A 12,387-nucleotide genomic window follows, 5' to 3' on the forward strand; every position below is an offset into this window, starting at 1 on the left:
TTAAACGCTGGTCGTCCGGTTGCGTCCGTTGGTTTTGGATTGATACAGCGCGCCGTCGGCCACAATGATATTTCCCTGCAAACTTTTACCCGTCTGGTAGTTCGCCACGCCCAGCGATACGGTAATCTTGAAAGGTTCGCCGTCGGCATTGATAAAGACCGTGCTTTCGACCGCACGGCGGATACGCTCACAGCATTTCACGCATTCGTAGGTGTTGCCGCTGGCAATCAGAATCACAAATTCTTCGCCGCCAAAACGCGCCAGAACGTCGTCTTTTCGCAGCATCATCCGCGCCACATTCGCCACGCGCACCAGCACCTCATCGCCGATGGCATGCCCGTAGGTATCGTTCACTTTCTTGAAGAAATCGATATCCAGCATCGCCAGCCCGAATCCGCTGTGGTTTTTCTGCACCGCTTTCAGGTGCTCTTCCAGCCCCATGCGGTTAAAGGTTTTGGTGAGGAAATCCATCGACGAGTTTTCTTTCTCGCGGAAAAACGCGCGCACGTAACGGAATTTACCTCCCAGCCCGTGGTAGCAGATAAACATGCAAAAAAGCGTGACCAGCTGGTAGCCAAGTGAACTCCAGATAATCGCCCAGGAATTCAGGTATGGGGCTGAGACAATCAGCCGGATCACCAGGACTATCGACGTCGCGATAGCGAAGGTACGAATGTTGTTGTCGCGCCACGGCCTGAAATAGCAGATGCCCGCAATCATCACCGCGACAAACAGGTTATCGATAGTGAACATTCCGGTGAGGAAAAATTTCAGCATAAACCCGCAGAGCACGCTGAACCAGCCGACGTAGAACACGCAAATCACCAGCGGGATCATCTCAAAGCTGTAATACACCGTGTCGCTGAGGCGGAACAAATCGCGATCCAGAAAAGCCGCCACGGCACCGCAGAGCACCCCGAACAACACTCGCTTGTAGAGTGGGGAGTTCGGCCCGAGCGGGCTGTCGCTGCTGAGGAAAAAATAGAAAAACACCAGGCTGGCGTAAGTCACGCAAATATTAATGTAAAGCGCATCCAGCGACTTGATCACTTGTTCCATACAACTCCTGCAACCCGCTGCGAACCGGACAACAAAAATCCGTGACAGGGGCGGAAAATAACCTTCGATAGTGTGAAAGATAGCCTATATATAAAGTGAAGACGGCACAAACTCCGGCCTGCCTTCGGCGGAATTTCACCTTAAGCCGGAGAAAATACCCGTTATTGCACATTAAAGTTTTGTTCTGAATAACCGATATCCGTAATAGGCACTTTTTATTTCGAGGGCTGGACGAACATTTTGTGATCATTGCATATAGAGGTGTGGCAGGTGAGCGAAGTATCCCGAGAGTCGTTTGCTAAGCGGAACACGCTGGCAATCTTGTCCGTACTGCGTGACTTGAAGAAGAACCAGACGCTGGTCATGGTCAGTCACGCCCGCGGGCAATTTATCAGTAAAATTTTGGACGTAGATTCTGATAACCATCAGTTTTTGTTCGATCTGGGCAGCTCAGATTATGAAAACGGCCTGGCGATTAATGCCGGGACGCTGAACTTTGTCGCGGAACCGACCGGTGCGAAAGTGGAATTTGCCTGCGGTCAGGTACGTCAGGTGACGTACGAAGGTTTGCCGACGTTTACCTGCGATATTCCGCCCGTCCTGTATTTTATCCAGCGCCGCGAGTATTTCCGCGTGAACGTTCCCTGGCTGCCGGATTACCGTTGCAGCGGAAAACTGCCGGATGCGTCAGAGTTTGCCTATCGCGTGCGCGATATCTCTCTCGGCGGTCTTGGGCTGGAAATTGACGGCACAACGCCACCGGAAATGGCTTCCGGCGCGGTGCTGAAAGATTCGCTGATTCAGCTGGCGGAACTCGGCTCGTTCAAGCTGGATTTGCAATACATCGGCTCGATGCCGCGTAAATCTGTCAGCAACAAAGGCGAAACGGTCAGCACGCAGCGGCTGAGTTTTAGGTTTCCGCATTTGTCGCCCGCGCAGGAACGTGATCTGCAACGGGCGATTTTCGAGCTGGAAAAACAGCAGCATCTCAAAGCCAGACGTTTCCAGGAAAGTTAACGTTCAGATCTGAGATAAACGGCTCAGATAAACATGCCGCCCGACGCTTCTACGCGCTGGGCGTTCATCCAGCCCGCTTCATCGCTGAGCATCAGCGCTACCATGCCGCCGATATCATCCGGCAAACCGGCACGCCCCAGCGCGGTGTTCGCGGAGACAATCTGATTCACCTGCGGATTATCACGCACCATTCCGCCGCTGAAATCCGTTTCAATCGCTCCCGGCGCCAGAACGTTGGCGGTGATACCACGCGCACCCAGCTCTTTCGCCTGATAACGCGTCAGCACTTCGATTGCGCCTTTCATGATGGCGTAAGCCGAAGAACCCGGCAGCGCAAACCGCGCCAGACCGCTGGAAATATTCAGAATACGGCCACCGTCGGCCATCAGCGGCAACAGTTTTTGCGTGAGGAAGAACGGCCCTTTCAGGTGGACATTCATCATCAGGTCAAACTGCTCTTCGGTGGTGTCGGTGAACGCTTCATGCAGCCCCACGCCCGCATTGTTGACCAGAAAATCAAAAGTCTCACGCTGCCAGATCTGCTGAAGCTGCGTTTTTACCTCAGCCACAAACGCATCAAACGATCCGGTTTCGCCGGTATTGAGCGCTAATGCCACCGCCTTTCCGCCCGAAGCTTCCACGGTCTGCACCACGGCTTTCGCCGCGTCAATCTGACTGTGGTAAGTGAAAATGACATCAACACCCTTTTTCGCCAGTTTTTCAATGGCATTCCGGCCTAAACCACGGCTCCCACCGGTTACGATAGCGATTTTACGATTCATTTCAGACCTCATTGGCTTTTGGTACGTTTTCGTTGTTTAAAACACAGCCTATTGGACTCCGTTGTAATGATAAATAGTCCATAATGAGTTTCACTGTCTCAGAACCAACAACAATCGGGCAAAATGTGGATAAAATTCAATCAATGAAGGTTTTCGTTCGCGTCGCGGAACTGAGCAATTTTACCCGTGCCGCCGAAAGCCTGGGATTACCCAAAGGCAGCGTGTCGCGGCTGGTCCAGCAACTGGAAATCCGCATGTCCGCCCGTTTGTTGCACCGTTCCACGCGCCGCGTTCAGCTGACGCAGGACGGTCAGGTGTTTTATCAGCGCTGCAAGGAACTGCTTTCCAGCATGGACGAACTCGAATCGATGTTTCAGTCGAACCCGGCGAGCATCAGCGGGCGGTTGCGCGTGGATATGTCGGTCGGCATGGCGACGCATCTGGTGTTGCCGCGTCTGGCGGAGTTTCTGAACCGCTATCCGGCACTGGAAATCGAACTGAGCAGCACCGATCACCGCGTGGATGTCGTGCGCGAAGGGTTTGACTGCGTGGTGCGCAGCGGCACTTTGAAGGATTCCGGCCTGATCGCCCGCCCGCTGGGGCATCTGAGCGTGATTAACTGCGCCAGCCCCGGTTATCTGCAACGCTACGGCACGCTGGATCACCCCGATCAGCTGGCGCAGCATGCGATGGTGCATTACGAACAAACGCTCGGCAGCCATACGTCTGCGTTTGAATATCTCGACGGCAAGCAGGTGAAAACCGTCAAAAGCGGCGGCGCGGTGACGGTCAACAGCACGGAAACCTATGTTTCTGCCTGTCTGGCCGGTCTGGGAATTATTCAGGCGCCGCTGATTGGTGTGCGTAACGCGCTGGCGGGCGGCCAGCTGGTGAGTATTTTGCCGCAATTCCGCGCGCCGCCGATGCCCGTGACGCTGGTTTATCCGCACCGCCTGAACCTTTCGCGGCGCGTGAAAGTCTTCATGGACTGGCTGACAGAAATCACCCAAACGTTCATTGCCTGAGCGGTTAAACCCGCCGGACATCGCCCGGACGGCTCAGGCGTCTATACTTAAGGCTGGATGCACTTTTAAGGACAACATGGATCAATGCCCATTATTTCTAAGCAAGAACCGGTAAAACAGGAAAAACCCGCTCCGCTGATTAACATCAAAACCGGCAATTCGACGGTGGATAAAAATATCGGCAGATTTTCGCGACTGGTGGAACACGTTCAGTCCTGGGGCTGGGTCGCGCATTTGCTGCGGGCCACGGAACGTTTCAACGATCGTCTGGGTAGCCAGTTTGGTGCCGCGATCACCTATTTCTCGTTCCTCTCGCTGATCCCGATTCTGATGGTTTCCTTCGCCGCCGTGGGTTTCGTGCTGGCGTCCAATCCGGACCTGCTGGCCGGTCTCATCAATAAAATCGTGAACAGCATCAGCGACCCGAATCTGGCAAATACGCTGAAAAGCACGGTCAACACTGCCATTCAGCAACGTACCGCCGTCGGGTTATCCGGCCTGCTGATTGCGCTGTACTCCGGCATCAGCTGGATGGGAAATTTGCGCGAGGCGATCCGCGCGCAGTCGCGTGACGTCTGGGAACGCAATCCGCAGGATCAGGAGAAGATTTACCGCCGCTACATTCGCGATTTTATTTCGCTGACCGGGCTGGTGCTGGCGCTGATCATCACGCTGTCGCTGACGTCTATTGCCGGTGCGGCGCAAAAAACCATTGTGGATGCGCTGGGGCTAGGCGGTATCGAGTGGCTGAGGCCGGTGATGACCAGTATTACGCTGGTGATTTCCATTGCGGCCAACTATCTGCTGTTCCTGTGGATTTTCTGGATGTTGCCGCGCCATAAACCGCGCAAGAAAGCCCTGCTACGCGGGACGTTGCTGGCGGCGATTGGCTTTGAGGTGATTAAATTCGTGATGACCATGACGCTGCCGAAACTGGCCACCTCGCCTTCCGGCGCGGCGTTCGGTTCGGTCATTGGCCTGATGGCGTTCTTCTATTTCTTCGCCCGCCTGACGTTGTTTGTTGCCGCGTGGATTGCCACCGCGAAATACAAAGATGACCCGGTCATGCCCGATCATGGGAAAAAAGGCGCAAAAGCGGCGTCGGGAAACGACAGTGAATACACGCCTGACGACCTCATCGTGCCAGATGAAATGCATATAACCGCCGTTAATTCTGAAAATGAAACCAAAAAGCAGTGAATAACACCAGATAGCGCTTCTCGCTGCCCTTAAAACCAGAATAACTGACTAATGGCCGTACTTTTATTTCACGGTTTTGCAGTCAGTTACTCTGAATTTGTTCCATTGAGCAAACTTATGATTTGCAAACGGGCGACACCAAAATAGATTCCCCCGATCCCGCCCGAAATGCCGTTTTTGAGCATTTCTCCCTCGTTGAAAACCCGTCTGGCTCTGCATAAGATGCCCTTTCACCACACATTTATTTACAAACCCTCTATTTCATCAACAACAAATAAGAAACACTTATGCAAGCCTCCATCGCTCAAGAATTAGAAGCTGACGCCAATCTGGTGAATCAGAACTCACGCGGAAAAGTCATCGTTGCGTCGCTGATCGGGACGGCCATCGAGTTTTTCGACTTTTACATTTATGCCACCGCTGCGGTGATCGTGTTCCCGCATATCTTCTTCCCGCAGGGTGACCCGACGGCAGCCACGCTACAGTCGCTCGCCACTTTCGCTATCGCCTTTATTGCGCGTCCGATTGGCTCCGCGCTGTTCGGGCATTTCGGCGACCGCGTCGGGCGTAAAGTGACGCTCGTGGCGTCCCTGCTGACCATGGGTGTTTCCACCGTTGTCATTGGTCTGCTGCCGACTTACGCGACGATTGGCGTTTTCGCACCGATGCTGCTGGCGCTGGCGCGTTTTGGTCAGGGTCTCGGCCTGGGCGGCGAATGGGGCGGCGCGGCATTGCTCGCAACGGAGAATGCGCCACCGAAAAAACGCGCGCTGTACGGTTCTTTCCCGCAGCTTGGCGCGCCGATTGGCTTCTTCTTCGCTAACGGCATGTTCCTGCTGCTGTCCTGGCTGCTGACTGACGAACAGTTTATTTCCTGGGGCTGGCGCGTGCCGTTCCTGCTTTCTGCGGTGCTGGTACTGGTTGGCCTTTACGTGCGTGTTTCCCTGCACGAAACGCCGGTCTTTGCCAAAATCGCCAAAGCCGGTAAACAGGTGAAAGTACCGATTGGCACACTGTTCACCAAATACAAAAAAGCGACCCTGCTCGGCACGTTCATCATGGTGGCGACATATACACTGTTCTACATCATGACCGTGTATTCACTGGGTTACGGCACGGCAGCGCAGCCCGTCGGTCTGGGCATTCCGCGTAATGAATTCCTGCTGATGCTGATGATTGGCGTAGTCGGTTTCGGCGTGATGGTTCCGGTTGCCGGCCAGCTGGCGGATAAATTTGGGCGTCGCAAAACGATGATCTGCATTACCTTGCTGATGATTGTTTTCGCACTGTGCTTCCCGACCATCCTCGGTTCAGGCTCGCAGGCGCTGGTGATGGTCTTCCTGCTGTGCGGTTTTATGGTGATGGGGCTGACGTTTGGCCCGATGGGCGCGCTGCTGCCGGAACTGTTCCCGACAGAAGTCCGCTACACCGGCGCATCCTTCTCCTATAATGTGTCTTCGATACTGGGTGCGTCCGTCGCGCCGTACATCGCCACCTGGCTGGCAACTCATTACGGGTTGTTCTATGTGGGCGTTTATCTGGCCTTTATGGCAACGCTGACGCTGATCGCGCTGCTGCTGTCCAAAGAAACTGCCCATCAGTCACTGTAACTGATCCGGACACCGTGCCAGGTTTTTCGCCCGGCACGGTGCCTTCTGCGAAGGTTTCTTATGCGTTTACGACGATTAGTTTTGCCTGTCCTGCTCCTGCTTATCATCATAGCCGCCGCTTTCTGGTATTTCTGGCCCCACTCTTCCAATCCTAACGCCCTGTGGAACATCATCAGCAAAAAATGCGTGCCGAATGAGCGCAGCACGGGAAAACCCGATCCCTGCGCGCAGGTAGATGAACAACAGGGATTTGTGGTGCTGAAGGATTTGAACGGGCCGTTGCAGTATTTACTGATGCCCAGCGCGCGGATCACCGGTATGGAAAGCCCGGCGCTGCTGGAGCCGGAAACGCCGAACTTCTTCAATCAGGCCTGGAATGCGCGGCATTTTATGGCGGATAAATATGGCAAACCGATTGATGACAGCAATATCTCGCTGGCGATTAATTCACAATACGGACGCTCGCAGAATCAGCTGCACATCCATATTTCCTGCCTGTTGCCGCAGGTAAAAACCACGCTGGCCAGAGATGGCGCGCAGATGGGTTATAACTGGCAGGAACTGCCGGACAAACTGCTGGGCCACACGTATCTGGCGCGTAAAGTAACGCCCGCCGAGCTCAATGAGAAAGGCGCGTTCAGAATTCTGGCGCAAGGCGTGCCGGACGCGGATAAAAAAATGGGCCACTTCGGTATGGCGATGGTCAGCCTGCAAAGCGGTGATTTCCTGCTGCTCGCCAGCGAGCGCGACTTACTGAAACTCAACAACGCCTCGACCGAGGAAATCCAGGACCATAACTGCGCGGTACTGGATCCGCTGCCCCGGTGAAATCAGCCCCTCCCTTTCGCCAGGAGGAGCGTATCAATCACTTCTCTTTCATCTGCTGCAATATCGGGCCGCACTGGTTTTCTTCGTTGTCGCTTGGGGAAATCAGTGCGAGCAACGCGGCGGCCGGGGCGACGACCGCGCCGAGGGCTACGGCGGCGGCGCCACGGGCGATCAGCGGGCCGGGTTTGACACCGGCGTCCGGGTTTTTATACGTGCCGCGAACATACAGCGGTGAACGCAGCGTCAGAATACGCACGCCCTTACTTTCCGGATTGATCGACAAATCCAGACGTTCCGTCGCCATATTGGTGCTGCCGGTGATGTTGATCACCGCATTCTCGGTATCGAACACAAACAACCGTGGCGTCACCAGCCCGTTTTTGACGTTCACGTTGGCGGCGGCGCAATTGATCGCCACTTCGTCATCACCGAACAGTTTGCTGACCACGTAGTTCCCCACGTTCAGCCCGGCCAGTTCCATCAGACCACGGCTGATCACGCCATCGTTGATGAGAATTTTCATGTCGCCGTTGCTGGTGCCGAGCAACGCGGCCACCGAATTCCCGGTACCGGTCAGCGTCGCATCACCATTAAGATCGCCCAGACTACGCTCCATTGACTGTACGCTCGGCAGCAACTGTTTCAGTTTCAGCTTACGCGCATGAATATCCGCACGTGCCTGCATCGGCGATTTGTCGCCCTCCAGCCGGATGGTGGAATTGAGATTACCGCCCGCCACGCCAAAACGCAGAGGGTCGAGCAGGATTTCGCCGTCGGTGAGTTTCAGGTGCGTACTTAAATCGCTCAGCGGCAGCGATTTACCGTGCTCAATACGTTTGGCGCTGAATTTCACATCCGCGTCCATCACGCGCCAGCTTTTAGTATCAAACTTCTCTACCGGCAGCACTTTGTCAGAAGGCTGACGGGTCGTTTCGCCGCGCTTCGCTTTATCCGTATTGGAATCAGCCCCGATCAGCGGTGCGAGATCGGCAAAGCGCAGCTGTTTGGACACCACGTCGCCGGTCAGTTTTGGCCTTGGTTTGGTGGCCTCATAGGTCAGCGAGCCGTGAATATCGCTGTCGCCAATCTCGCCGTTAAAGTTCTGATAACGGTAAATTGCGCCGTTCTTCCCGTGCAATGTCGCCGACAAATGGCCGTCGGTAGAATACGGCGGCGTTTGCGGCAGCAGAACGCCGGTCAGACCGTACAAATCAGACAACGTCTGCCCGGAGAATTTCAGGCGTAAATCCAGACCGCCAAGGTTCATCGGATCCTGCAATGTCCCGGCGACGGCAACGCGGGTTTTTCCCGAACGCACATCCGCCTGTAACGGGAACAGCGCGTCAGGGTCTTTCAGCGCCAGCATTCCGCCAATTTTCCCGCTGCCCGACAGGGATTCACCGTTATATTTACCGTCCACTTTCCAGCCAAATACGTAAGGCGGGGTTTTGGTTTTCGGCGCATCTTTCTTATCGCCGACCACTTCCGTAAACGGCAGCGGTTTACCCAGCGGATCAATCACGGCGCGGAAATCGGCTTTGAGTTTGGCGTCTTTATAGTCAATCTGCCCGCGATCAAACACGATATCGTTGAGGGTAAATGACCAGGCTGACGGCGGCTGCGCAGGGTCTTTGGTGTCGCTGTTAGCGAGATTGAACGTCCAGTTATTTTTGCCGTTATCCAAACGTAGCAGCGAGGCATCAGGCTGTTTCAGCCAGATACGCGGGATCAGCACTTCTTTGTGCAGCAACGCGAGCGGCGCAATGCTGGCATCGACGCGGGCGAGTTTCACCATCTGCGCATCTTTTTCGCCGGTCTGAACGTCGGAAGGGTTTCCGAGCACAATATCTTCCGCATGGATGTGAGGCCACGGAACCCACGCGCGCCAGCCCGCTTCATCTTTTTGCCGCGACCAGTCCACGCCTAAATCACCGCGGATCGCGAATTGCCGGTTGAGTTCGGTGCTGACTTTTTGATTTATCGTGGGTTTGAGGCGGTTCCAGTCGAACATCGCGATGAAAATCACGATGGCAATCAACAGAATAACAATCACACCGACAACCCAGGAGATCACTTTACCTGTGCGCGTCATAACGCTGTTCCTTTCAAACAGTTAACGAATCCCAGAGTTTAACCATAGTTGAATTCGTCGCAACTTGCCGGAAACGGCCTGTATCAGGAAGGATAAAACGTGAAGGAGAGGCAATGGTAAAGCCTTAAAAATCAGTGCGATGATAATGTATCACACCACATCAACTCACCCGGCATTTTGAGACTTAGCCTCAGCGAGTTAGGTGTGATTCATTATCCTTTGAAATGTATTGGCAGATTATCCAGATGGTCGAAAACAACCGGTCGCGCCAGATAATAACCCTGAGCGGCCAGCGCATCAGAATTACGCACCATCGCCCATTCGGCGGCGGTTTCGACCCCTTCGATAATGACGCCTTTGCTGTAGCGCTTCATGAGCGTCACCAGCGTGTAAAACAGGCGCGAGCCTTCTTCGCTCTGGCCCAGCAGAATAAACAAATCGCGGGCAATTTTAATGTATTCGTAGTGCCAGGTGGTGAAGGAAGAGAAGTTGGCAATGCCCTGACCAAAGTCGTCGAGCCACAACCGGTCAGACTGCTGAATCTGCGATAACGGAATGCTCAGCGCATGCTCAGCACTTTCGACCAGCTCAAAACGGACGTACGGCATCGCGTTGATTTGCGCTTGCAGCGCAGAATCAGACTGCAACACTTCCAGCACCTGACCATCGACGTTGATAGAAGCCAGTAATTCGTTATCGATGAACAGATTTTGCCAGCGCTGCAACAGGTCGAGTTGTTCCTGAACGATTTGCAGGCGTTTACCGACGGCGATCGCGACAAAATATTCTTCGGGCGAAATGAATTTATGCGGGTTCGCAGGGTGAAAAACCCCGGTCAGCAGTTCAATGCCCAACAGTTTTCCTGTGGTGCGATAAATCGGCTGAAAACGGTACACTCTCTGACATTGACGCCAGTAAGACTGTGCTTTTACGCGTTCGATAGCGGTAAAAGAAGGCGTAATCAGCCCTAACATCATCTTAGTTATCATATTTTTCTGCCGTCATGAATAAGAATCAGATCATCAGGGGACATGCGGCAACATGTGTTGCGTGACTACAAGGTGATTAGTAGCCCGATTTCCTGGCTTTCATTAATAGAGATATCTATCGGCGCTGCGCGGGGAAACTTTAATCACTCCGCATTTCTCGCCGTTCTGCCCGCATAAAAAACCAAAAAGGCAGGCTGGCGGTTCTTTTCATCCGCTTCTACAGTGGAGAACTAGCCTCACGTTATTTCCCTTTTGCTTACCCGATACGGAGAAAAAAATGCCCTACGTGAATATCAAAATCACCCGCGAAGGCGCGACCGCCGAACAGAAAAAAGTGCTTATCGCCGGCGTGACTCAGCTGCTGGTCGATACGCTGGGTAAAAATCCGGCCACCACGGTGGTGGTCATTGATGAAGTCGATACCGATAACTGGGGGATCGGGGGCCGCCCGGTGACCGAACTGCGTAAAGAAAGCCAGTAACCTTCCCACGGTGATGCCCCAGGTGGAAGTTCTGCTGCTTCCACTTTTACCCTCCTTTTATTTCATTTTTTCGCTTCCCGCCTAAAAAAATAAAACCTCGTTTTAATTTATTTGACTGACCGCATTCTTATGAAGAGACTAGAGCGCAATAATGACGGTCTTTTCTTTCCTTTCGTTTTAATGCTTCAGACATAGGCCAGGTACAATGACCAGCAAAAACATTGCCGTTATCGGCGAATGCATGATCGAATTGTCTCAGAAAGGCGATGCCCTTCACCGTGGTTTTGGTGGCGACACGCTGAACACGTCTGTTTATATTTCCCGCCAGGTTTCACCTGAAGCGCTGAACGTTCACTACGTGACGGCGCTCGGCAATGACAGCTTCAGCAATGAAATGCTGGAAGCGTGGCAGCAGGAAGGTGTCCACACCGCGCTGACGCAGCGTCTGGAAAACAAACTCCCTGGCCTGTATGTGATTGAAACGGACAGCACCGGTGAACGCACGTTCTACTACTGGCGCAACGACGCCGCCGCGCGTTACTGGCTCGACAGCCCGCAATCTGAAGAGATTTGCCAGAAGCTGGCAGAGTTTGATTATCTGTATCTGAGTGGGATCAGCCTGGCAATTCTGAACGATGAAAGCCGTAAACGTCTGATGACGCTGCTGCAAGCCTGCCGTTCACGCGGCGGGAAAGTCATTTTCGACAACAACTACCGTCCGCGTCTGTGGGCCAGCAAAGAGCAAACGCAGGCGGCTTACAACGCCATGCTTTCCTGCACGGACATCGCGTTCCTGACGCTTGATGACGAAGATATGCTGTGGGGCCAGAAGCCGTACGACGAAGTGATTGCCCGCACTCACGCGCTTGGCGTCAGCGAAGTCGTGGTAAAACGCGGCGCCGACAGCTGCATCGTGTCCAGCGCCGAAGGCGAGCTGCACGACGTTCCGGCGGTTAAATTACCGAAAGAGAAAGTGATTGATACCACTGCGGCGGGCGATTCGTTCAGCGCCGGGTATCTGGCTGTTCGGTTAACCGGCGGCAGCGCGGTGGAAGCCGCCGTGCGCGGGCATGAGACGGCAAGTACCGTGATTCAGCATCGCGGGGCGATCATTCCGGTGGAGTTTATGCCAAACCGGGCATAAGGGCGGTTTTCGCTTGCCAGCGTACGGATGGACCGAGAAGATTTCGGTTTCTCAATTGCGGTGATCACTTGACGCACTGCGCCGAAACCGACCAAAGAGGCCCAGGACGGGGCCTCTTTGGAATCTCCGCGTCTTTTTTACTGCGCGCTATCGCTCGCTG

Annotated in this window: 11 protein-coding genes; 7 read left to right on the plus strand and 4 right to left on the minus strand. The window is 54.1% G+C overall.

Translation table 11 applies throughout. The features are described 5' to 3' along the window. Complete coding sequence (locus IV433_RS15345) at positions 1-1,059, minus strand: GGDEF domain-containing protein (RefSeq protein WP_195814862.1); 1,059 nt, start codon at positions 1,057-1,059, stop codon at positions 1-3. 270 nt (positions 1,060-1,329) lie between these two features. Here IV433_RS15345 and IV433_RS15350 point away from each other — a divergent pair, with 270 nt between their 5' ends. Beyond that, positions 1,330-2,076 (plus strand): flagellar brake protein, encoded by a 747-nt coding sequence (locus tag IV433_RS15350; RefSeq protein WP_195814863.1) that lies wholly within the window; start codon positions 1,330-1,332, stop codon positions 2,074-2,076. Between the two features lie 23 nt (positions 2,077-2,099). Here the strand turns inward: IV433_RS15350 and IV433_RS15355 are convergent, their stop codons facing one another. Continuing rightward, on the minus strand, positions 2,100-2,858 hold the full coding sequence (locus IV433_RS15355; protein WP_195814864.1) for an SDR family NAD(P)-dependent oxidoreductase: 759 nt from the start codon (positions 2,856-2,858) through the stop codon (positions 2,100-2,102). 125 nt (positions 2,859-2,983) lie between these two features. Here IV433_RS15355 and IV433_RS15360 point away from each other — a divergent pair, with 125 nt between their 5' ends. From IV433_RS15360 to IV433_RS15375, 4 genes are all read left to right on the plus strand, one after another. After that, on the plus strand, positions 2,984-3,883 hold the full coding sequence (locus IV433_RS15360) for a LysR family transcriptional regulator (protein ID WP_195814865.1): 900 nt from the start codon (positions 2,984-2,986) through the stop codon (positions 3,881-3,883). A gap of 84 nt (positions 3,884-3,967) precedes the next feature. Then, entirely contained in the window at positions 3,968-5,083 is a 1,116-nt protein-coding gene (gene yhjD, locus IV433_RS15365; RefSeq protein ID WP_195814866.1) for an inner membrane protein YhjD, read from the plus strand. 287 nt (positions 5,084-5,370) lie between these two features. After that, on the plus strand, positions 5,371-6,693 hold the full coding sequence (locus IV433_RS15370) for an MFS transporter (RefSeq protein WP_195814867.1): 1,323 nt from the start codon (positions 5,371-5,373) through the stop codon (positions 6,691-6,693). 60 nt (positions 6,694-6,753) lie between these two features. Next, positions 6,754-7,521 carry a CDP-diacylglycerol diphosphatase gene (locus IV433_RS15375; protein ID WP_195814868.1) on the plus strand — a complete coding sequence of 256 codons (768 nt, stop codon included), beginning with the start codon at positions 6,754-6,756 and terminating at the stop codon, positions 7,519-7,521. Positions 7,522-7,558: 37 nt separating this feature from the next. Here the strand turns inward: IV433_RS15375 and IV433_RS15380 are convergent, their stop codons facing one another. Together IV433_RS15380 and pdeH are read right to left on the minus strand one after the other, a co-directional pair. Further along, complete coding sequence (locus IV433_RS15380) at positions 7,559-9,613, minus strand: AsmA family protein (protein ID WP_195814869.1); 2,055 nt, start codon at positions 9,611-9,613, stop codon at positions 7,559-7,561. Between the two features lie 212 nt (positions 9,614-9,825). After that, positions 9,826-10,602 carry a cyclic-guanylate-specific phosphodiesterase gene (gene pdeH, locus IV433_RS15385; RefSeq protein ID WP_195814870.1) on the minus strand — a complete coding sequence of 259 codons (777 nt, stop codon included), beginning with the start codon at positions 10,600-10,602 and terminating at the stop codon, positions 9,826-9,828. 277 nt (positions 10,603-10,879) lie between these two features. Here pdeH and IV433_RS15390 point away from each other — a divergent pair, with 277 nt between their 5' ends. Together IV433_RS15390 and kdgK are read left to right on the plus strand one after the other, a co-directional pair. Continuing rightward, positions 10,880-11,083 carry a 2-hydroxymuconate tautomerase family protein gene (locus IV433_RS15390; protein ID WP_195814871.1) on the plus strand — a complete coding sequence of 68 codons (204 nt, stop codon included), beginning with the start codon at positions 10,880-10,882 and terminating at the stop codon, positions 11,081-11,083. Between the two features lie 205 nt (positions 11,084-11,288). Next, on the plus strand, positions 11,289-12,227 hold the full coding sequence (kdgK, locus tag IV433_RS15395; RefSeq protein WP_195814872.1) for a 2-dehydro-3-deoxygluconokinase: 939 nt from the start codon (positions 11,289-11,291) through the stop codon (positions 12,225-12,227). Positions 12,228-12,387: the final 160 nt, after the last annotated feature.

This window comes from Rahnella laticis (genome assembly GCF_015644585.1).
GTDB classification, from domain to species: domain Bacteria; phylum Pseudomonadota; class Gammaproteobacteria; order Enterobacterales; family Enterobacteriaceae; genus Rahnella; species Rahnella laticis.

Bases quoted from the DNA above. Each gene is read 5' to 3' on its own strand.
- IV433_RS15345 (WP_195814862.1), bottom strand. From the start codon at position 1,059: ATGGAACAAGTGATCAAGTCGCTGGATGCGCTTTACATTAATATTTGC.
- IV433_RS15355 (WP_195814864.1), bottom strand. From the start codon at position 2,858: ATGAATCGTAAAATCGCTATCGTAACCGGTGGGAGCCGTGGTTTAGGC.
- yhjD (WP_195814866.1), top strand. From the start codon at position 3,968: ATGCCCATTATTTCTAAGCAAGAACCGGTAAAACAGGAAAAACCCGCT.
- IV433_RS15370 (WP_195814867.1), top strand. From the start codon at position 5,371: ATGCAAGCCTCCATCGCTCAAGAATTAGAAGCTGACGCCAATCTGGTG.
- IV433_RS15375 (WP_195814868.1), top strand. From the start codon at position 6,754: ATGCGTTTACGACGATTAGTTTTGCCTGTCCTGCTCCTGCTTATCATC.
- IV433_RS15380 (WP_195814869.1), bottom strand. From the start codon at position 9,613: ATGACGCGCACAGGTAAAGTGATCTCCTGGGTTGTCGGTGTGATTGTT.
- pdeH (WP_195814870.1), bottom strand. From the start codon at position 10,602: ATGATAACTAAGATGATGTTAGGGCTGATTACGCCTTCTTTTACCGCT.
- IV433_RS15390 (WP_195814871.1), top strand. From the start codon at position 10,880: ATGCCCTACGTGAATATCAAAATCACCCGCGAAGGCGCGACCGCCGAA.
- kdgK (WP_195814872.1), top strand. From the start codon at position 11,289: ATGACCAGCAAAAACATTGCCGTTATCGGCGAATGCATGATCGAATTG.